This window comes from Streptomyces sp. NBC_01351 (assembly GCF_036237315.1).
GTDB lineage: Bacteria > Actinomycetota > Actinomycetes > Streptomycetales > Streptomycetaceae > Streptomyces.
In genome coordinates, this window is sequence record NZ_CP108356.1 from 6481762 (window position 1) to 6502747 (window position 20986).

General features: G+C 67.6%; 15 protein-coding genes, 3 rRNA genes and 1 pseudogene. 14 read left to right on the forward strand and 5 right to left on the reverse strand.

The annotated features are described in order from the left end of the window. Positions 1 to 112: 112 nt before the first annotated feature. Positions 113 to 904, reverse strand: a complete 792-nt coding sequence (locus tag OG625_RS29895) for a hypothetical protein (RefSeq protein WP_329387200.1) — start codon at positions 902 to 904, stop codon at positions 113 to 115. Positions 905 to 1037: 133 nt separating this feature from the next. Between OG625_RS29895 and OG625_RS29900 the strand changes: the two genes are divergently transcribed. The 4 genes from OG625_RS29900 (at position 1038) to OG625_RS29915 (ending at position 4319) form a co-directional block, all read left to right on the forward strand. Then, positions 1038 to 1838 carry an ABC transporter ATP-binding protein gene (locus OG625_RS29900; RefSeq protein ID WP_329387202.1) on the forward strand — a complete coding sequence of 267 codons (801 nt, stop codon included), beginning with the start codon at positions 1038 to 1040 and terminating at the stop codon, positions 1836 to 1838. Positions 1839 to 1908: 70 nt separating this feature from the next. Further along, positions 1909 to 2337, forward strand: a complete 429-nt coding sequence (locus tag OG625_RS29905) for an NfeD family protein (protein ID WP_329387204.1) — start codon at positions 1909 to 1911, stop codon at positions 2335 to 2337. 84 nt (positions 2338 to 2421) lie between these two features. Further along, positions 2422 to 3408 (forward strand): SPFH domain-containing protein, encoded by a 987-nt coding sequence (locus tag OG625_RS29910; protein WP_329387206.1) that lies wholly within the window; start codon positions 2422 to 2424, stop codon positions 3406 to 3408. 140 nt (positions 3409 to 3548) lie between these two features. Then, positions 3549 to 4319: a sulfite exporter TauE/SafE family protein gene (locus OG625_RS29915; protein WP_329387208.1), complete on the forward strand. Its 771-nt coding sequence runs from the start codon at positions 3549 to 3551 to the stop codon at positions 4317 to 4319. A 39-nt stretch (positions 4320 to 4358) separates the two neighbouring features. On the opposite strand, the gene OG625_RS29920 is transcribed toward OG625_RS29915, so the two are convergent. The 3 genes from OG625_RS29920 to OG625_RS29930 all read right to left on the reverse strand — a co-directional run bounded on the left by OG625_RS29920 (position 4359) and on the right by OG625_RS29930 (position 6394). Beyond that, entirely contained in the window at positions 4359 to 4862 is a 504-nt protein-coding gene (locus OG625_RS29920) for an HNH endonuclease (protein WP_329387210.1), read from the reverse strand. A 150-nt stretch (positions 4863 to 5012) separates the two neighbouring features. After that, positions 5013 to 5546, reverse strand: a complete 534-nt coding sequence (locus tag OG625_RS29925; protein ID WP_329387212.1) for a YbhB/YbcL family Raf kinase inhibitor-like protein — start codon at positions 5544 to 5546, stop codon at positions 5013 to 5015. Between the two features lie 62 nt (positions 5547 to 5608). Further along, entirely contained in the window at positions 5609 to 6394 is a 786-nt protein-coding gene (locus OG625_RS29930) for a sporulation protein (RefSeq protein ID WP_329387215.1), read from the reverse strand. Positions 6395 to 6524: 130 nt separating this feature from the next. Between OG625_RS29930 and OG625_RS29935 the strand changes: the two genes are divergently transcribed. The 6 genes and pseudogenes from OG625_RS29935 (at position 6525) to OG625_RS29960 (ending at position 15404) form a co-directional block, all read left to right on the forward strand. Then, on the forward strand, positions 6525 to 7166 hold the full coding sequence (locus tag OG625_RS29935; protein WP_329387217.1) for a DNA-3-methyladenine glycosylase: 642 nt from the start codon (positions 6525 to 6527) through the stop codon (positions 7164 to 7166). Between the two features lie 559 nt (positions 7167 to 7725). After that, positions 7726 to 9250: ribosomal RNA gene (locus tag OG625_RS29940) — 16S ribosomal RNA — on the forward strand. A gap of 283 nt (positions 9251 to 9533) precedes the next feature. Beyond that, a 23S ribosomal RNA gene (locus OG625_RS29945) occupies positions 9534 to 12655 on the forward strand. 106 nt (positions 12656 to 12761) lie between these two features. Beyond that, a 5S ribosomal RNA gene (rrf, locus tag OG625_RS29950) occupies positions 12762 to 12878 on the forward strand. The 16S, 23S and 5S rRNA genes sit together here, the layout of an rRNA operon. 168 nt (positions 12879 to 13046) lie before the next feature. Continuing rightward, positions 13047 to 14150: pseudogene (locus OG625_RS29955) on the forward strand (hypothetical protein); the annotation flags it as partial. A 429-nt stretch (positions 14151 to 14579) separates the two neighbouring features. Next, positions 14580 to 15404 (forward strand): tetratricopeptide repeat protein, encoded by an 825-nt coding sequence (locus OG625_RS29960; protein ID WP_329391091.1) that lies wholly within the window; start codon positions 14580 to 14582, stop codon positions 15402 to 15404. 96 nt (positions 15405 to 15500) lie between these two features. On the opposite strand, the gene OG625_RS29965 is transcribed toward OG625_RS29960, so the two are convergent. Continuing rightward, the gene (locus OG625_RS29965) at positions 15501 to 16772 is read right to left on the reverse strand and encodes a DUF1015 domain-containing protein (protein ID WP_329387219.1); all 1272 of its coding nucleotides are present in this window, start codon (positions 16770 to 16772) and stop codon (positions 15501 to 15503) included. 112 nt (positions 16773 to 16884) lie between these two features. Here OG625_RS29965 and OG625_RS29970 point away from each other — a divergent pair, with 112 nt between their 5' ends. From OG625_RS29970 to OG625_RS29985, 4 genes are all read left to right on the forward strand, one after another. Beyond that, positions 16885 to 17922, forward strand: a complete 1038-nt coding sequence (locus tag OG625_RS29970; RefSeq protein ID WP_329387220.1) for an HAD-IIA family hydrolase — start codon at positions 16885 to 16887, stop codon at positions 17920 to 17922. A 62-nt stretch (positions 17923 to 17984) separates the two neighbouring features. Further along, the gene (locus tag OG625_RS29975; protein ID WP_329387221.1) at positions 17985 to 19043 is read left to right on the forward strand and encodes a FecCD family ABC transporter permease; all 1059 of its coding nucleotides are present in this window, start codon (positions 17985 to 17987) and stop codon (positions 19041 to 19043) included. Further along, entirely contained in the window at positions 19040 to 20086 is a 1047-nt protein-coding gene (locus tag OG625_RS29980) for a FecCD family ABC transporter permease (RefSeq protein ID WP_329387223.1), read from the forward strand. The genes OG625_RS29975 and OG625_RS29980 overlap by 4 nt, the downstream gene beginning before the upstream one ends. Next, the gene (locus OG625_RS29985) at positions 20083 to 20913 is read left to right on the forward strand and encodes an ABC transporter ATP-binding protein (RefSeq protein ID WP_329387226.1); all 831 of its coding nucleotides are present in this window, start codon (positions 20083 to 20085) and stop codon (positions 20911 to 20913) included. The genes OG625_RS29980 and OG625_RS29985 overlap by 4 nt, the downstream gene beginning before the upstream one ends. Positions 20914 to 20986: the final 73 nt, after the last annotated feature.

A 20986-nucleotide genomic window follows, 5' to 3' on the forward strand; every position in this document is an offset into this window, starting at 1 on the left:
GCGCCGCCGGGCAAAAATCAGCCCCGCCGGCGTTTGAGGCGCGGGGTCTGGGGCGGAGCCCCAGGAGCCGGGGCGCAGCCCCGTCCGGTCGGCCACGCCCCCGAGCCCGCGGCTAGCGACCCCGCTCGCGCTCCTCCACGGCCGCGTTGTACGCCGCGACGAGCGCCCGCCGAGCCACCCGCTCCACCGGCCGCAAGGCCTCGGCCCGCGCAGCCATCTCGGACGAGGACACCGCGCCCCCGTGCCCGTGCTCGTACGCCAGCGACACCAGCAGGTCCACCCGCTGCGCCAGCGACAGCACCCGTACCGCCCGCGCCGGATACCCCGGCGCCAGCGCGTCACCGGACGGTCCGGCCTCCGCCCGCGCCCGGTACGCCGACAGCGCGGCCTCCGCGACCGGCCCCGACCCCGCCACGTCCAGCCGCGTCAGCACCACCGTCGCCTCGCGCAGCGCCTCCGCCAGCTCCCGCTCCGCCTCGCCCAGCGACGGCACGTCCGCCGGTGGAGCCTCCCGTACCGGCAGGCAGTGCCACACCACCGAGACGTGCACGTCACCCGCCGGGCCCGCCTCGGTCACCTCCGGCACCAAGCCCAGCGCAGCGCCCACGCACACCACGGCCTCCTCGGCCTCCAGCGCCCGCGCGTTGAACTCCGGCGGCCCGCTCAGCCCCAGCGGATGCCCCGGCGCGGGCAGCGCCACCCGCAGCCCGCTCGCCCCCAGCGTCCGCAGCCGCCCGAGCGCCAGCGTGAGCCCCACCGGCTCCGCCTCACCCGGCAGCCCCGCCACCCGGTGCACGGCGTCCTCGCCCACGATCGACAACACGGCCTCGTCGGGCGAGACCAGACCGGCCAGCAGAGCGTTCCCCCAGGCGGCCAGCCGCCCTGAACGTGGTTCGAAAAGCATCCCCCTACTTTACGGATGCACCCCGGCACCGGGCCCCGGCCCCGGACCCCGCTCCGAGTGGCGTAGGTTTTCCCCTGGGGCCGCGCCTACAGGCGCGCACAGAACCGTGACTGCAAGGGGTGACAACACGCTCATGAGCGATGTTCTGGAGCTGGTGGACGTATCCGTGGTCCGCGAGGGCCGGGCGCTGGTGGACCAGGTCTCCTGGTCGGTCAAGGAGGGCGAGCGCTGGGTGATCCTCGGCCCCAACGGCGCCGGCAAGACCACGCTGCTGAACCTCGCCTCCAGCTACCTCTTCCCCACCAAGGGCACCGCCACCATCCTCGGCGGCACCCTCGGCAAGCCCGGCACCGACGTGTTCGAGCTGCGCCCCCGCATCGGCATCGCCGGCATCGCGATGGCCGACAAGCTCCCCAAGCGGCAGACCGTCCTGCAGACCGTCCTCACCGCCGCCTACGGCATGACGGCGACCTGGCAGGAGGAGTACGAGGAGATCGACGAGCAGCGCGCCCGCGCCTTCCTCGACCGCCTCGGCATGAGCGACTACCTCGACCGGAAGTTCGGCACCCTCTCCGAGGGCGAGCGCAAGCGCACGCTGATCGCCCGCGCGCTGATGACCGACCCCGAGCTGCTGCTCCTCGACGAGCCCGCCGCCGGCCTGGACCTCGGCGGCCGCGAGGACCTCGTACGGCGCCTCGGCCGGCTCGCCAGCGACCCGCTCGCACCCTCCATGGTCATGGTCACGCACCACGTCGAGGAGATCGCGCCCGGCTTCACCCACGTCCTGATGATCCGTCAGGGCAAGGTCGTCGCCGCGGGCCCGATCGACCTCGAACTGACCTCCCGCAACCTCTCGCTCTGCTTCGGCCTCCCGCTGATCGTCGAGCGCAACGGCAACGACCGCTGGACCGCCCAGGGTTTGCCCCTGCGCTAGTGCGCCCGCACACCAGCGCACGGTCCCCGCACCCTGTCCCGACCGCGCCCACCCCGCCTACCATGACCATGTGGACATCGACGCATGGGTGTGGTGGCTCATCGGCGCGGTCGGACTGGGCATCCCCCTCGTCCTGACCGCCATGCCGGAGTTCGGCATGTTCGCCACCGGCGCGGTCGCGGCCGCCGTCACGGCGGCCCTTGGCGGGGGAGTGGTGGCACAGGTCCTGGTCTTCGTGATCGTGTCGGTCGCGCTCATCGCCGTCGTCCGGCCGATCGCCAACCGGCACCGCGACCAGCGCCCCCAACACCGCAGCGGGATCGACGCGTTGAAGGGCAGAAGTGCGATCGTCCTCGAACGCGTCGACGGCCGCGACGGCCGCATCAAGCTCGCCGGCGAGGTCTGGTCCGCGCGCACCCTCGACGCGGACACCAGCTTCGAACCGGGCCAGTCGGTCGACGTCGTGGAGATCGACGGGGCGACCGCCGTCGTCATGTGACAAGCATCCTGCTCGCGGCCCCCGGGTCTGCGAGACTCCGTTCAACGGGGCAGCACAGACAGCCGGAAGGGCACGGGGAACCGCATGTCATCGATCATCATCGTCCTGATCATTCTGGTGGTTCTGGTCTTCATCGCACTGGTCAAGACGATCCAGGTGATCCCGCAGGCCAGCGCCGCCATCGTCGAGCGCTTCGGCCGCTACACGCGCACCCTCAACGCGGGCCTCAACATCGTCGTCCCGTTCATCGATTCGATCCGCAACCGGATCGACCTCCGCGAACAGGTCGTCCCCTTCCCGCCGCAGCCGGTCATCACCCAGGACAACCTGGTCGTCAACATCGACACCGTCATCTACTACCAGGTGACCGACGCCCGCGCCGCGACGTACGAAGTGGCCAGCTACATCCAGGCCATCGAGCAGCTCACCGTCACCACCCTGCGCAACATCATCGGCGGCATGGACCTGGAGCGGACCCTCACCTCCCGCGAGGAGATCAACGCGGCCCTGCGCGGCGTCCTCGACGAGGCCACCGGCAAGTGGGGCATCCGCGTCAACCGCGTCGAGCTCAAGGCCATCGAGCCGCCGACCTCCATCCAGGACTCGATGGAGAAGCAGATGCGAGCCGACCGCGACAAGCGTGCCGCGATCCTCCAGGCCGAGGGTGTCCGCCAGTCCGAGATCCTGCGCGCCGAGGGCGAGAAGCAGTCCTCCATCCTCCGCGCCGAGGGTGACGCCAAGGCCGCCGCGCTGCGCGCCGAGGGCGAAGCGCAGGCCATCCGTACGGTGTTCGAGTCCATCCACGCCGGCGACGCCGACCAGAAGCTCCTCGCCTACCAGTACCTCCAGATGCTCCCGAAGCTCGCCGAAGGCGACGCCAACAAGCTCTGGATCGTGCCCAGCGAGATCGGCGACGCCCTCAAGGGCCTCTCCGGAGCCATGGGCAACTTCGGCCCGATGGGCGCCGGTTCCGGCTTCAACCCGCAGAACGCCGGCAAGGACGGCGGCGGCATCCCCGCCGCCCGCGACAAGGACGCCGCGGAACGCCGCGAGCAGCCCCCCATCGACTAGGGGGTGTCCGGGGGGCCAGGGCTGGGCCCGGCCCTGACCCCCCGGACACCCCGGCCCGCCCCCTCCGGCATGATCAGTGAGGCCCCTCGACCTTCACGGCGGGGAGGCGACTCACTCATGCAAAGGGGACGACCCCGCCCATGTCCATCTGGGAATCACTCGCGGTCTTCGCGGCCGGCATCGGCGCCAGCACCATCAACACCATCGTCGGCTCCGGCACCCTGATCACCTTCCCGGTGCTGCTGGCCACCGGCCTGCCGCCGGTCACCGCCAACGTGTCCAACACCCTCGGCCTGGTGCCCGGTTCCATCAGCGGAGCCATCGGCTACCGCAAGGAGCTCCAGGGACAGCGCGCCCGCATCCTGCGGCTCGGCGCCGTGTCCCTCGTCGGCGGTCTCGCGGGAGCCGTCCTGCTCCTCACCCTGCCGTCCGACTCCTTCGACACGATCGTGCCCGTCCTCATCGGACTGGCCCTCGTGCTCGTCGTCTTCCAGCCCCGCCTCGCCGCCTACCTGCGCCGCCGCCAGGAGTCCACCGGAGGCGACCCGGGCCACCCCGACGGCGGCCCCGCCCTGCTCACCGGAATGCTGCTCTCCAGCGCGTACGGGGGCTACTTCGGTGCCGCCCAGGGCGTCCTCTACCTCGGCCTGATGGGCCTGCTCCTCCACGAGGACCTGCAACGCATCAACGCCGTGAAGAACGTCGTCGCCGCCCTGGTGAACGGCATCGCCGCCGTGTTCTTCCTCTTCGTCGCCGAGTTCGACTGGACGGCCGTCCTGCTCATCGCCGTCGGCTCCACCATCGGCGGCCAGATCGGCGCCAAGGTCGGCCGTCGCCTCCCGCCGACGGTCCTCCGCGCGATCATCGTGGTGGTCGGAACCCTCGCGATCGTCCAGCTACTGCTCCGCTGAGCGACGTAGAAGCCCTACGTCACTCAGCGGACCGGCAGATCAGGCAGAACGCTCCAGCCACTCCGGCAGCGCGTCCCGCCCGTTCACCCCCAGGGCCAGCAACATGGCGTCCGCCGGAGACGGCACGAAGGGCTTCCGGAGGAGCGGCATTCCAGCCTCCTCCGGAGTCCTCGCCGCCTTGCGGTGGTTGTCCTCGGCGCAGGAAGCCACCGTGTTCAGCCAGCTGTCCCCGCCCCCCTGGGCCCGCGGCAGCACGTGGTCCACGGTCGTCGCGCGTTTCCCGCAGTACGCGCACCGGTGTTGGTCCCGGACCAACACCCCCCTCCGCGACCAGGGAGCATGTCTTCGGAAGGGCACCCGGACGTACCTGCAGAGCCTGATCACCCGGGGGAGCGGAAGCTCCATGGTGGCCGCGCGCACACGCAGATCCGGGTGCGACTGTTCGACGACGGCCTTGTCCTGGAGCACCAGGACCACAGCCCGGTTCAGCGTCACCGTCGACAGCGGCTCGAAGCTCGCGTTCAGCACCAGCGTGTCCCGCATCTCGCCCACCTCCCGTGTGCAGGCCCGCGACCACCGTGGCGGCAAGGCCCGCAACCACTCTCGCCGCGCGTGCCACGCGGGACAACGCAATAAAAATGCCCGGTCCGGGCCTTCTTTAGACCAGGACCGGGCAAACGCCGGGAGAAGAGATCAGCTCGCGGGGGCCTCGTACTCACCGATGAGCTGAGCCCGCCCGAGGGCGTGGAACCGCAGATGGAAACCGACCACGGCCGGGGACGCGTCCTTGCCGGGGCCGAGCCTCTCCCGATCCACCGCGTACACCGTGAAGACGTACCGGTGCCGCTCCCCGGCGGGCGGAGCAGCCCCGCCGAAGTCCTTGGTCCCGTAGTCGTTGCGCACGTGCACCGCCCCGGACGGCAGCCCCTCGAACTTCCCGCTGCCCGCCCCGGCCGGCAGCTCAGTGACCGAGACCGGCAGGTCGAAGAGCACCCAGTGCCAGAACCCGCTGCCCGTCGGCGCGTCCGGATCGAAGCAGGTCACGGCAAAGCTCTTCGTCCCCTCGGGGAACCCCTCCCACCGCAGCTGCGGCGACACGTCGCCGCCGGCCTTGACCTGAGCCGCACCGAGCTCCCCGCCCGGCACCAGATCGGCACTGGTCACGGTGAATTCGTGCACCTCGGGGTGGAACTCGTGCGGAAGCGGCGCCCTGTCTCGCTTGGTCACGTCTGAACCCTCCTGGCCGGAACGGGAAACCTCGTGGAGACGGAGCCTAGGGCTCCGGCACGTCAGAACCAGTTGCGCTGCGAACCGACCGACGCGATCCACTGGTTCAGGTACGCCACCCAGTCCGTTCCCTGGTACGACTGCAGCCCCACCTGGAAGCAGCGGTAGGTGTCACTGCCCTCGCTGAACAGACCGGGCTTCTTGTCCATCTCCAGGACGACGTCCATCTCCCGCCCGTCCGTGACGAAGGTCAGCTCGACCTGGTTCAGCCCCCGGTACTGCGACGGCGGCAGGAACTCGATCTCCTGGTAGAAGGGCAGCGTCTGCCGCGTCCCGCGGATGTGCCCGCGCTCCATGTCGGCGCTGCGGAAGGTGAAGCCCAGCTGCCGGAACGCGTCGAGGATCGCCTGCTGCGCCGGCACCGGGTGCACGTTGATCGGGTCGAGGTCGCCCGCGTCCACGGCGCGCGCGATCTCCAGCTCGGTGCTCACCCCGATGTTCATCCCGTGCAGGTGCTGACCCCCGAAGTGGGTGATCGGCGTCTCCCACGGGATCTCCAGAGCGAAGGGCACCACGTGCAGCGCGCCGGCCTGCACCTGGAACTCACCGCCGAGCTTCAGCTTGGAGAAGACCACGTCCTGCTTGTACTCCTGGTCGTCACCGCCCTCGACCTCGACCCGCGCCTGCAGACCGACGGACAGCCCCTCGATCTTCTGCTCCACGGATCCGCCCTGGATCCGGACCTCGCCCTGGACGATCCCGCCCGGCACGACGTTCGGCTCGGTGATGACCGTGTCCACCGAGGCACCACCGGCACCCAGGCTCGCGAACAGCTTCCTGAACCCCATGCTCAAACTCCCTGATATGGATCTAAGGATCTGGCGAAACGCCTCTGGCGAGTACGCCGCGACTACCCCTTACCAACGCGGAACCTTAGGCCCCGGTTGCAGGTGCACGCGTTCCACTACGCTCGACCGGATGAGCGCGCGCCCCGACCGTACGCCCCTGCCCCGGTCCTTCTTCGACCGCCCGGTCCTCACGGTGGCCCCGGACCTCCTCGGCCGCACCCTCGTCCGCCGCACCCCGGACGGCCCCATCGAACTGCGCATCACGGAGGTCGAGGCCTACGAGGGGGAGTCCGACCCGGGCTCCCACGCCTACCGCGGCCGCACCGCACGCAACGCATCGATGTTCGGTCCGCCCGGACACGCGTACGTGTACTTCATCTACGGCATGTGGTTCAGCCTCAACCTGGTGTGCGGCCCACCGGACCACGCGAGCGGGGTCCTGATCCGCGCAGGTGAGGTCACGGTGGGTGCCGACCTGGCCGCCAAACGCCGAATTTCAGCCAGGTACCCCCGAGAACTGGCCAAAGGCCCGGCCCGACTGGCCGCGGCCCTGGACGTGGACCGCTCCCTGGACGGCACGGACCTCTGCGCCGGCCCCGACTCCCCGTTGTCCCTACTCACCGGCACCCCCACCACACCCGACCTGGTGAGCAGCGGACCCCGCACGGGAGTGGGCGGAGCCGGCGCGGCCCACCCCTACCGCTTCTGGATCACGCACGACCCGACGGTGAGCCCGTACAGAGCCCACGCGCCACGCCGCCGCTCAACTTGACTCGCCCTTGCCGGACGCCTAACGTAGCCCGAGCCGCTTGAACGGGGCACTGCCATCGGCAGACCCCCAGAGCGGCCAAACCACTACCTACGACTTACCCCTGGCGGGGTCTTATTCGGCATGCCCGAATTCCCGGCCAGCGGCTCGATTATGAGCCGCAAGGGAAAAGCGCTAACGTAGCGGAGTGCCGAAAGGCAAAGACCCCCAACGGTCACCGAATTCAAATCCAAGTCGGAAACGACACGGAAATGATCTGGTAGAGTTGGAAACGCAAGACAGCAGAACGAAAGCCCGGAGGAAAGCCCCAGCGAGTGTTGCTGAGGGTGAGTACAAAGGAAGCGTCCGTTCCTTGAGAACTCAACAGCGTGCCAAAAATCAACGCCAGAAGTTGATACCCCGTCCACTTCGGTGGATGAGGTTCCTTTGAAAAAGACCTGTAAGGCTCCCTCGTGGAGTGCTTGCAGGCAACAACACAGCGAGGACGTTGTGGTCAGTCGGTCTTATTCCGACCAAGACTGGCCCGCTCTTTCGTGTGTGTGAACCGGATTACCGGTAAACATTCATGGAGAGTTTGATCCTGGCTCAGGACGAACGCTGGCGGCGTGCTTAACACATGCAAGTCGAACGATGAAGCCCTTCGGGGTGGATTAGTGGCGAACGGGTGAGTAACACGTGGGCAATCTGCCCTTCACTCTGGGACAAGCCCTGGAAACGGGGTCTAATACCGGATACCACTCCTGCCTGCATGGGCGGGGGTTGAAAGCTCCGGCGGTGAAGGATGAGCCCGCGGCCTATCAGCTTGTTGGTGGGGTAATGGCCCACCAAGGCGACGACGGGTAGCCGGCCTGAGAGGGCGACCGGCCACACTGGGACTGAGACACGGCCCAGACTCCTACGGGAGGCAGCAGTGGGGAATATTGCACAATGGGCGAAAGCCTGATGCAGCGACGCCGCGTGAGGGATGACGGCCTTCGGGTTGTAAACCTCTTTCAGCAGGGAAGAAGCGAAAGTGACGGTACCTGCAGAAGAAGCGCCGGCTAACTACGTGCCAGCAGCCGCGGTAATACGTAGGGCGCAAGCGTTGTCCGGAATTATTGGGCGTAAAGAGCTCGTAGGCGGCTTGTCACGTCGGATGTGAAAGCCCGAGGCTTAACCTCGGGTCTGCATTCGATACGGGCTAGCTAGAGTGTGGTAGGGGAGATCGGAATTCCTGGTGTAGCGGTGAAATGCGCAGATATCAGGAGGAACACCGGTGGCGAAGGCGGATCTCTGGGCCATTACTGACGCTGAGGAGCGAAAGCGTGGGGAGCGAACAGGATTAGATACCCTGGTAGTCCACGCCGTAAACGTTGGGAACTAGGTGTTGGCGACATTCCACGTCGTCGGTGCCGCAGCTAACGCATTAAGTTCCCCGCCTGGGGAGTACGGCCGCAAGGCTAAAACTCAAAGGAATTGACGGGGGCCCGCACAAGCAGCGGAGCATGTGGCTTAATTCGACGCAACGCGAAGAACCTTACCAAGGCTTGACATATACCGGAAAGCATTAGAGATAGTGCCCCCCTTGTGGTCGGTATACAGGTGGTGCATGGCTGTCGTCAGCTCGTGTCGTGAGATGTTGGGTTAAGTCCCGCAACGAGCGCAACCCTTGTCCTGTGTTGCCAGCATGCCCTTCGGGGTGATGGGGACTCACAGGAGACCGCCGGGGTCAACTCGGAGGAAGGTGGGGACGACGTCAAGTCATCATGCCCCTTATGTCTTGGGCTGCACACGTGCTACAATGGCCGGTACAATGAGCTGCGATACCGTGAGGTGGAGCGAATCTCAAAAAGCCGGTCTCAGTTCGGATTGGGGTCTGCAACTCGACCCCATGAAGTCGGAGTTGCTAGTAATCGCAGATCAGCATTGCTGCGGTGAATACGTTCCCGGGCCTTGTACACACCGCCCGTCACGTCACGAAAGTCGGTAACACCCGAAGCCGGTGGCCCAACCCGTAAGGGAGGGAGCTGTCGAAGGTGGGACTGGCGATTGGGACGAAGTCGTAACAAGGTAGCCGTACCGGAAGGTGCGGCTGGATCACCTCCTTTCTAAGGAGCACAGTACCGATTGCAGACAAATGTTCTGCACGGTCAGCTCATGGGTGGAACGTTGATTAGTTGGCACCGGATTGTCTGATGGTTCTCGAGTACTGCTTCGGCGTGGAAAGAGGAGACGGAAGATGTCTGGTGCTTGGCACGTTGTTGGGTCCTGAAGGTACGGCCGTAAGGTTGCGATCTTCAGTGCCGGCCCCAGTGAACTTGATCTGTATAGGTCAGGGTGATGGGTGGCTGGTCGTTGTTTGAGAACTACACAGTGGACGCGAGCATCTGTGGCCAAGTTTTTAAGGGCGCACGGTGGATGCCTTGGCACCAGGAACCGATGAAGGACGTGAGAGGCCGCGATAGGCCCCGGGGAGCTGCCAACTGAGCTTTGATCCGGGGGTGTCCGAATGGGGAAACCCGGCAGTCGTCATGGGCTGTCACCCACTGCTGAACACATAGGCAGTGTGGAGGGAACGAGGGGAAGTGAAACATCTCAGTACCCTCAGGAAGAGAAAACAACCGTGATTCCGGGAGTAGTGGCGAGCGAAACCGGATGAGGCCAAACCGTATGCGTGTGATACCCGGCAGGGGTTGCGCATGCGGGGTTGTGGGAATTCTTTTGATCGGTCTGCCGGCCGGTCGGCGAGTCAGAAACCGTTGATGTAGTCGAAGGACATGCGAAAGGTCCGGCGTAGAGGGTAAGACCCCCGTAGACGAAACATCAGCGGCTTGCTTAAGAATCTCCCAAGTAGCACGGGGCCCGAGAAATCCCGTGTGAATCTGGCGGGACCACCCGCTAAGCCTAAATATTCCCTGGTGACCGATAGCGGATAGTACCGTGAGGGAATGGTGAAAAGTACCGCGGGAGCGGAGTGAAATAGTACCTGAAACCGTGTGCCTACAAGCCGTGGGAGCGTCGCCGTTGTTCTTCGGAACAACGGTCGTGACTGCGTGCCTTTTGAAGAATGAGCCTGCGAGTTAGCGGTGTGTAGCGAGGTTAACCCGTGTGGGGAAGCCGTAGCGAAAGCGAGTCCGAATAGGGCGATTGAGTTGCACGCTCTAGACCCGAAGCGGAGTGATCTAGCCATGGGCAGGTTGAAGCGGAGGTAAGACTTCGTGGAGGACCGAACCCACCAGGGTTGAAAACCTGGGGGATGACCTGTGGTTAGGGGTGAAAGGCCAATCAAACTCCGTGATAGCTGGTTCTCCCCGAAATGCATTTAGGTGCAGCGTCACGTGTTTCTTGCCGGAGGTAGAGCACTGGATAGGCGATGGGCCCTACCGGGTTACTGACCTTAGCCAAACTCCGAATGCCGGTAAGTGAGAGCGTGGCAGTGAGACTGTGGGGGATAAGCTCCATGGTCGAGAGGGAAACAGCCCAGAGCATCGACTAAGGCCCCTAAGCGTACGCTAAGTGGGAAAGGATGTGGAGTCGCAGAGACAACCAGGAGGTTGGCTTAGAAGCAGCCACCCTTGAAAGAGTGCGTAATAGCTCACTGGTCAAGTGATTCCGCGCCGACAATGTAGCGGGGCTCAAGCGTACCGCCGAAGTCGTGTCATTGCAGCAATAGGGCCAACGCCCGCTGTGATGGGTAGGGGAGCGTCGTGTGCCGGGTGAAGCAGCAGCGGAAGCTAGTTGTGGACGGTTCACGAGTGAGAATGCAGGCATGAGTAGCGATACACACGTGAGAAACGTGTGCGCCGATTGACTAAGGGTTCCTGGGTCAAGCTGATCTGCCCAGGGTAAGTCGGGACCTAAGGCGAGGCCGACAGGCGTAGTCGATGGACAACCGGTTGATATTCCGGTACCCGCTTTGAAACGCCCAATATCGAATCCTCTAATGCTAAGGCCGTGAAGCCGTTCCGGACCCTTCGGGGAAAGGAAAGTGGTGGAGCCGCCGATCCAAGGTGGTAGTAGGTAAGCGATGGGGTGACGCAGGAAGGTAGTCCAGCCCGGGCGGTGGTAGTCCCGGGGTAAGGGTGTAGGCCGAGGGGTAGGCAAATCCGTCCCTCATTAAGGCTGAGACCTGATGCCGAGCCGATTGTGGTGAAGTGGATGATCCTATGCTGTCGAGAAAAGCCTCTAGCGAGTTTCATGGCGGCCCGTACCCTAAACCGACTCAGGTGGTCAGGTAGAGAATACCGAGGCGTTCGGGTGAACTATGGTTAAGGAACTCGGCAAAATGCCCCCGTAACTTCGGGAGAAGGGGGCCATCACTGGTGATCGGATTTACTCCGTGAGCTGGGGGTGGCCGCAGAGACCAGCGAGAAGCGACTGTTTACTAAAAACACAGGTCCGTGCGAAGCCGTAAGGCGATGTATACGGACTGACGCCTGCCCGGTGCTGGAACGTTAAGGGGACCGGTTAGTGACCTTTCGGGGTTGCGAAGCTGAGAACTTAAGCGCCAGTAAACGGCGGTGGTAACTATAACCATCCTAAGGTAGCGAAATTCCTTGTCGGGTAAGTTCCGACCTGCACGAATGGCGTAACGACTTCTCGACTGTCTCAACCATAGGCCCGGTGAAATTGCACTACGAGTAAAGATGCTCGTTTCGCGCAGCAGGACGGAAAGACCCCGGGACCTTTACTATAGTTTGATATTGGTGTTCGGTTCGGCTTGTGTAGGATAGGTGGGAGACTTTGAAGCAGCCACGCCAGTGGTTGTGGAGTCGCCGTTGAAATACCACTCTGGTCGTGCTGGATGTCTAACCTCGGTCCGTGATCCGGATCAGGGACAGTGTCTGATGGGTAGTTTAACTGGGGCGGTTGCCTCCCAAAGAGTAACGGAGGCGCCCAAAGGTTCCCTCAGCCTGGTTGGCAATCAGGTGTTGAGTGTAAGTGCACAAGGGAGCTTGACTGTGAGACCGACGGGTCGAGCAGGGACGAAAGTCGGGACTAGTGATCCGGCGGTGGCTTGTGGAAGCGCCGTCGCTCAACGGATAAAAGGTACCCCGGGGATAACAGGCTGATCTTCCCCAAGAGTCCATATCGACGGGATGGTTTGGCACCTCGATGTCGGCTCGTCGCATCCTGGGGCTGGAGTCGGTCCCAAGGGTTGGGCTGTTCGCCCATTAAAGCGGTACGCGAGCTGGGTTTAGAACGTCGTGAGACAGTTCGGTCCCTATCCGCTGTGCGCGTAGGAATATTGAGAAGGGCTGTCCCTAGTACGAGAGGACCGGGACGGACGAACCTCTGGTGTGCCAGTTGTCCTGCCAAGGGCATGGCTGGTTGGCTACGTTCGGGAGGGATAACCGCTGAAAGCATCTAAGCGGGAAGCCTGCTTCAAGATGAGTATTCCCACCTCCTTGAGAGGGTAAGGCTCCCAGTAGACGACTGGGTTGATAGGCCAGATGTGGAAGCCCGGTAACGGGTGAAGCTGACTGGTACTAATAGGCCGAGGGCTTGTCCTCAGTTGCTCGCGTCCACTGTGTTAGTTCTGAAGCAACGAACAGTTGCTGGTTTCTAGAGCTAGAACATAACTACAAAGTGTGCTTGTTCGCTCGAAACCGATAGGGTTTCGGTGGTCATAGCGTTAGGGAAACGCCCGGTTACATTCCGAACCCGGAAGCTAAGCCTTTCAGCGCCGATGGTACTGCAGGGGGGACCCTGTGGGAGAGTAGGACGCCGCCGAACAATCTTTCAAAGGACCCTTGGTCCAGCGTTCAACGCTGGACCAAGGGTCCTTTTTGTTTTTCACCTCTTTACGCCGAAGCGCGGCCATGGGTTGGTTGCGCGAGAATGACTAGCGGTACCCCGAAGACAGGAGTCACACCCATGTCCAACTCTCCCGACGATCGTCCGGAGCGCGAGCCTCGGCGCAACGACGGCGGTGACAGGGGCGGCTACCGCGGGGGCCGTGACGACCGTGGCGGCGACCGTCCCCCGTTCCGTCGTGACGACCGTGGTGGCCGTCCGACCGGTGCCGGCGGTGGCGGCGGTTTCCGTCGCGATGACCGTGGCGGCCGTCCCGCCGGCGGTGGCGGTGGCGGCGGTTTCCGCCGTGATGACCGTGGTGGCGACCGTCCCTCGTACCCGCGCCGTGACGACGACCGTGGCGGTCGTCCCTCCGGTGGCGGTGGCGGCGGCGGTTTCCGTGGTGGGGACCGTCCCAGCTTCCCGCGTCGTGATGACCGCGGTGGGGACCGTCCTGCCGGCGGTGGCGGCGGTTTCCGTCGTGACGACCGTGGCGGTGACCGTCCGAGCTTCCCGCGTCGTGATGACCGTGGTGGGGACCGCCCGTCCTACCCGCGTCGCGATGACCGTGGTGACCGTCCCACTGGTGGCGGTGGCGGCGGTTTCCGTCGGGACGACCGTGGTGGCGACCGTCCGAGCTTCCCGCGTCGTGATGACCGCGGTGGGGACCGCCCCTCGTACCCGCGTCGCGATGACGACCGTGGTGGCTTCCGTGGCGGTCGTGACGACCGTGGCGGCGACCGCCCGTCCTACCCGCGCCGTGATGACCGTGGTGGGGACCGCCCCTCGTACCCGCGTCGCGATGACGACCGTGGTGGCTTCCGTGGCGGTCGTGACGACCGTGGCGGCGACCGCCCGTCCTACCCGCGCCGTGACGACCGTGGTGACCGTCCCACCGGCGGCGCCGGTGGCGGTTTCCGTCGGGACGACCGTGGTGGGGACCGTCCCTCGTACCCGCGTCGCGATGACCGTGGTGGCGAGCGTCCCACCGGTGGTGGCGGCGGTTTCCGTCGTGACGACCGTGGCGGCGACCGCCCCTCCTACCCGCGTCGCGATGACCGTGGTGGCGAGCGTCCCACCGGTGGCGGCGGTGGCTTCCGTCGTGACGACCGTGGCGGGGACCGTCCGAGCTTCCCGCGCCGTGATGACCGTGGTGGGGACCGTCCCTCGTACCCGCGTCGCGATGACGACCGTGGTGGTTTCCGTGGCGGTCGTGACGACCGTGGCGGCGACCGCCCGTCCTACCCGCGCCGTGACGACCGTGGTGACCGTCCCACCGGCGGCGCCGGTGGCGGTTTCCGTCGTGATGACCGTGGTGGGGACCGTCCGTCCTACCCGCGTCGCGATGACGACCGTGGTGGCTTCCGTGGCGGTCGTGACGACCGTGGCGGCGACCGCCCGTCCTACCCGCGCCGTGATGACCGTGGTGGCGAGCGTCCCAGCTACCCGCGTCGTGACGACCGTGGTGGGGACCGTGGCGGGTTCCGTGGTGGGCGTGACGATCGCGGTGGTGACCGCGGTGGCTTCCGTGGTCGCGATGACCGTGGCGGCGACCGTGACTACCGTGCCGACCGCGACCGTGACCCGGTCAAGCGGCTTCCCATCGACGAGGACGTCACCGGCCTCGAGATCGACGCCGACGTGCGTCAGGAGCTGCTGAGCCTGCCCAAGGGTCTGGCCGAAGAGGTCTCGAAGAACCTCGTCATGGTGGCGCGGCTGATCGACGAGGACCCCGAGCAGGCGTACGCGTACTCGCGCATCGCCCTGCGACTGGCCTCCCGTGTCGCCGCCGTGCGCGAGGCCGCCGGCTTCGCCGCGTACGCGACGACGAAGTACAGCGAGGCGCTGGCCGAGTTCCGTGCGGCCAAGCGGATGACCGGTTCCGTGGAGCTGTGGCCCGTCATGGCCGACTGCGAGCGCGGCCTCGGCCGTCCGGAGCGGGCGCTGGCCATGGCCGGTGAGCCCGAGGTGCAGAAGCTGGACAAGGCCGGCCAGGTCGAGATGCGGCTGGTTGCGGCCGGTGCCCGGCGGGACCAGGGGCAGCTCGACGCCGCCATCGTGACCCTGCAGAGCCCGGAGCTCGCCTCCAACACCGTCCAGCCCTGGACCGCGCGCCTGCGCTACGCCTACGCCGACGCCCTGCTGGCGGCCGGTCGTGAGGACGAGGCACGCGAGTGGTTCGGCAAGACCCTCGAAGCCGACAAGGACGGGGCGACCGATGCCTCGGACCGCCTCGCCGAGCTCGACGGTGTCGAGTTCGTCGACGCCGCGGTGGACCTGCCGGACGACGCCGACCTGGACGTCGACGACGAGGATGACGAGGACGATGAAGGGGACGCGGCCGAGATCGCCGCGGCCGAGCGTGCTTCCGACGTCGCCGAGTACTACGACGAGGACGACGAGGAGTACGAGCCGCTGGAGCAGTCCGCGGCCGATGCCGACGCCGAGGGTTCCGAGAAGGACTGACGCAGGGTGATGTGAGGAAGGGCGGTACCCCGGTCGGGGTACCGCCCTTCTGCACGTTCGGAGTGGGAACAGCCGGAGTGGGAGCAGCCGAGAGGCTCAGCCGAGGCCGCGCAGGACCAGGCCCGTGGCCGGCTTCGGGCCGAAGGAGGTCGACTTGCGGGGCATGGTGACGCCCTGGCGGGCCAGGTCCCGGACGACCTCCTCCCGTACGGGGTGGAGGAGTACCGCGGTGCCGCCGTGGCGCTCGGCCTGTTCCACGGTGGCCGCCGCGTCGTGGATGTACGTGATCTGGTCCGGGGTGTCCGGGACGTGCCACAGGGCGTCGAGCAGGGTCGCGTGCAGGACCGTGGCGTCCAGCCGGCGCCAGGCCTCGGGGCGGTCGTGCCGGACCGTGCGGTCGAGGAGGGCCAGGTCCGGGTCGGTGACCAGGTGGAAGGTGCCGTCACCGGTGAGGAGGAAGGCGTTGCCCCGCTCCGCGGCGTCCCCGAGGGCCTCCAGGGCCAGCGGGAGCGGTCCCTCGACCTGCCGGATCCGGAACCGGCCGGAGAGCGCGGTGAGGGCGTCCGGGAGCGGGAGGCGGCGCAGCATGCGGTGGATGGCGCGGACCTGGAGGGGGTAGCGGACGGTGTCCACCAGGAGGACCAGGCCGAAGTCCCACGCGGTGGGGGAGCCGTGCTCCTCCTGCAGGCGCAGGTACGTGGCCCAGCGGTGGTGGCCGTCGGCGATGAGGGCCTGGCGGTGGCTGAGGTCGGTCGTCACGGTGGCCAGCTCGGCCGGGTCCGTGATGGCCCAGAGGCGGTGCTGGAAGCCGTCCTCGGTGGTGGTGGAGAGGAGGGGGACGCGTTGGGCCGCCCGCTCCACGACCGCTGCCGCGCCCGCGGCGGGGTCGTCGCCGCGGTAGGTGAGGAGGAGGGGTTCGAGATTGGCCGCGGTGGCCCGCATCAGGCCGGCCCGGTCGGTGACCACGTCCGGCATGACGTCCTCGTGCGGGAGGACGATGCCCTCCTCGGCGGCGGACAGGGCGAGGGCGCCGATGAGTCCGCGCTGGAGCAGACCGGCCCGGCGCTGCTCGTACACGTACAGCGCGGGCTCCGGGTCGGCGCTGAGGATGCCCTCGGCGAGCCACTCGTGCAGGGTGCGGGCCGCCTGCTCGTTGCGCGCGGCCGGGGTGCCGGCCTGCGGGAGGATCAGGCGGACGATGTTGTGCGGGTCGGCGGACTCGAGGTGGTCGACTCCGTCGGGGCGCACGACCACGTCGTAGGGCGGCGAGGTGACGGCGGCGAGGCTGCCGACACGTTCCGGGACATAGCGCAGGCCGTGGAAGGGGATCAGGCGCAGGCCGTGGTCCGCGGTGCCAGAAGAGGTCATTAGTGCATGGTAGGTCGCGTCTCGCCATGCGGGATGATCGGGGGAGTACGGAATCGGACAAGATCGATCTCCCCGGCTACCGCTGGGAGCGGCCCCCATGAGGAGCGGACGGATGACCCGGCACAGCAGGACCAGTCCCGCGGCGAGTGAGCGGAGTCTGCACGAGGCCTACGACACCGCCCTGCTGGACCTCGACGGCGTGGTGTACGCGGGCGGGGAGGCCATCGCGCACGCGGTGGAGTCCCTCGCGGTCGCCCGGGCGGACGGGATGCACCTCGCGTACGTGACGAACAACGCGCTGCGCACTCCGGACGCGGTGGCGGAGCACCTGAGCGAGCTGGGCATTCCGACCGAGGCGGGCGAGGTGATCACCTCGGCGCAGGCGGTGGCCCGGCTGATCGCGGAGCAGGTGCAGCCGGGGTCGAAGGTGCTGGTGATCGGCGGGGAGGGGCTGCGGGTCGCGCTGCGCGAGCGCGGGCTGGTCCCGGTGGAATCGGCGGACGAGGAGGGGCTGGCGGCGGTCGTCCAGGGGTACGGGGGTCCTGACCTGGCGTGGGGGCGGTTCGCGGAGGCCTCGTACGCGATCAACCGCGGGGTGCCCTGGTACGCGTCCAACACCGACCTGACGATTCCGGGGGTGCGCGGGATCGCGCCGGGCAACGGGGCCGCGGTGGAGGTCGTACGGATCGCCACGGGCGCGGAGCCGCAGGTGGCGGGCAAGCCGCTGCCCCCGATGCACCGGGAGACGGTGCTGCGGACCGGGGCGGAGCGGCCGCTGGTGGTCGGGGACCGGCTGGACACCGACATCGAGGGTGCCTTCAACGGGGAGGTGGACTCGCTGCTGGTGCTGACCGGGGTGACGGACGCGGAACAGCTGGTGCGGGCCGAGCCCCGGCACCGGCCCACGTACGTCGACCGGGACCTGCGGGGGCTGCTGACCGGGCAGCCGGAAGTGGAGCCGGCCGGGGAGGGCTTCCGCTGCGGGGGCTGGACCGCGGTCGCGCTGGACGGCGGTGTGCTGGAACTGCGCGGTGACGGCGGGGACCCCGTCGACGGGCTGCGGGCGCTGTGCGCGGCGGCCTGGACGGAGGCCGGTGACGGGGTCTGCACGCTGGACGCGGCGAAGGCACTGGCCAAGCTGGGTCTCTAGGGCCCGGGTCGGGGCCGTTCGGGTGATCCGTAAGAGGTGGAGGGTAGGCTAACCTAACTCGCGTGTTGGTCGAGAGTCCCCCTGAACCCGAACCGAGCGTGGCGCCCGTACGGGCCGCCGACGCCCGCCCGCGGCGTGCCCCGCGCGTCGCCGGCCTGTTCGCCGCCGTCGCGGTGCTGGCGCTGATCGCCGTACTGAGTATCGCCGTGGGCGCCAAGCAGATGTCCCTCGACGAGGTCTGGCACGGCCTGTTCGCCTATGCGGGCACGCCCTCCGACGTGGTGGTGCGGGACCTCCGGGTCCCGCGCACCCTACTCGGACTGATGGTCGGGATGGGGCTCGGCCTGTCCGGCGCGGTGATGCAGGCGCTGACCCGCAACCCGCTCGCCGAACCGGGCATCCTCGGCGTCAACGCGGGCGCGGCCGCCGCCGTGGTCTCCGCGATCAGCTTCTTCGGGGCGAGCTCGCTGAGCGAGTTCGTGTGGTGGGCCTTCCTCGGCGCCGCCGTCGTCTCCGTCGTCGTCTACGTGCTCGGGGGCAGCCGCAGCGCCACCCCGGTGCGCCTCGCCCTCGCCGGTACGGCGGCCAGCGCGGCCCTCGTCGGCTACATCAACGCCGTGCAGCTGATGGACAGCAAGGCGCTGGACAAGCTGCGCTTCTGGACGGTGGGTTCACTGTCCTCGGCCAACATGGACACCGTCCGCCAGGTGGCGCCCTTCCTGCTGGTCGGCGCGGTGCTCGCGCTGACGCTGGGCCGCTCGCTCAACGCGATGGCCCTGGGTGACGACAGCGCGCGGGCGCTCGGCGCCAACCTGACGCGGACCCGGATCGCCGCCATGGTCGCCATCACCCTGCTCTGCGGCGCCGCGACCGCGGCCTGCGGGCCCATCGTCTTCATCGGGCTGATGATCCCGCACCTGGTGCGGGCCTTCACCGGGCCCGACATGCGCTGGGTGCTCGCCTACTCGGCGGTGCTCTCGCCCGTGCTGCTGCTCGGCGCCGACGTCATCGGCCGTGTCGTCACCCGGCCCGCCGAACTCCAGGTCGGCGTCGTCACCGCCCTCATCGGCGGGCCCGTCTTCATCTACCTGGTTCGGCGCAAGAGGATGGCCCAGCTGTGACCGTGACCGCCAAAGCCCGCCGGCTGACCTTCCCCGGCGGGATCTCGCTGCGCGTCGAACGGCGTGCGCTGGGCGTCGGGGTGCTGCTCGCCGTCGCGGCGTTCGCGCTGTCCGTGCTGCTCATAGGCACCGGCGACTTCCAGATCGCGCCGTGGGACGTCGTACAGACCCTGCTCGGCAACGGCAGCCCCGCCAACGACTTCATCGTCAACGACCTGCGGCTGCCCCGGGTCCTGGTCGCCCTGCTCGTCGGCGCGGCCCTGGGGATGTCCGGAGCCGTCTTCCAGTCGGTGTCCCGCAACCCGCTGGGCTCCCCGGACCTGCTCGGCTTCGGGTACGGGTCGGTGGTCGGTGCGCTCGTCGTCATCATCGTGTTCAAGGGCGGGGCCACGGAGGTGGCCTTCGGTGCGCTGCTCGGTGGAGTGCTGGCCGGAATCGCCGTGTACCTGCTGGCGTACAAGCGGGGCATCCACGGCTACCGGCTCGTGCTCGTCGGCATCGGCGCCTCCGCCATGCTCATCGCCGTGATCCAGTACCTGATCACGAAGGCCCAAATGGTCGAGGCCACCCGTGCGATGGTCTGGCTGACCGGCTCGCTGGCCGGCCGGGACTGGGCGCAGGTGTGGCCGCTGCTCGGGGTCTGCGCGGTGCTCTTCCCGCTGATCCTCACGCAGGGCCGGGCCCTGCGGATGATGGAGATGGGCGACGACGCCGCGTATGCCCTCGGGGTACGGGTGGAACGCACGCGGCTGTTGCTGATGCTCGGGGCGATCCTGCTCACCACCGCGGCGAGCGCGGCGGCCGGGCCGATCAGCTTCGTGGCGCTGGCCGCGCCGCAGTTGGTACGGAGGCTGACCCGGTCGCCGGGGGCGAACCTGCTGTCCGCCGCGCTCATGGGCTCGGTGCTGCTGCTGGTGTCGGACTGGGCCTCGCAGCGGGCCTTCGGCTCCGACCAGCTTCCGGTGGGCGTGGTGACCGGGCTCGTCGGTGGTGTCTATCTGCTCTGGCTGCTCGTCACCGAGCGCAAGGCGGGACGTATATGAAGAAGTCGAATGGGAGTGCGCAAGTGCAGCGGCTGACCGCGGAGAACGTGACCCTCGGCTATGACCAGCGGGTCATCGCCGAGAACCTGTCGGTGGAGATCCCCGACAACTCCTTCACCGTGATCGTCGGGCCGAACGCGTGCGGCAAGTCCACGCTGCTGCGGGCCCTTTCGCGGATGCTGAAGCCGACGGCGGGTCGGGTGCTGCTCGACGGGCAGGCCATCGGCTCGATGCCGGCGAAGAAGGTCGCCAAGACGCTGGGCCTGCTGCCGCAGTCCTCGATCGCGCCGGACGGCATCACGGTGGCGGACCTCGTCTCGCGCGGGCGGTACCCGCACCAGGGACTGCTGCGGCAGTGGTCGCCCGAGGACGAGCGGATCGTGCGCGAGTCGATGGCCTCGACGGGGGTCGCCGAGCTGGCCGACCGGGCCGTGGACGAGCTGTCGGGCGGGCAGCGGCAGCGGGTGTGGATCGCGATGGCGCTGGCGCAGCAGACGCCGCTGCTGCTGCTCGACGAGCCGACGACGTACTTGGACATCCAGCACCAGATCGACGTGCTGGACCTGTGCGCGGAGCTGCACGAGGAGCAGGGGCGGACGCTGGTCGCGGTGCTGCACGACCTGAACCACGCGGCGCGGTACGCGACGCACCTGATCGCGATGCGGGACGGGAAGGTCGTGGCCGAGGGGGCGCCGGCCGACGTGGTCACGGCGGAGTTGGTGGAGCGGGTGTTCGGGCTGCGCTGCCAGGTGATCTCCGATCCGGAGACCGGGACGCCGTTGGTCGTGCCGGCGGCCAGGGCTGCGCGCGTGCGGGGCGCGGTGTAGTACCGGGTGCGCCGCCGCTGCTGGGGCTCCGCCCCAGGCCCCGCGCCTCAAACGCCGGCGGGGCTGGATTTGC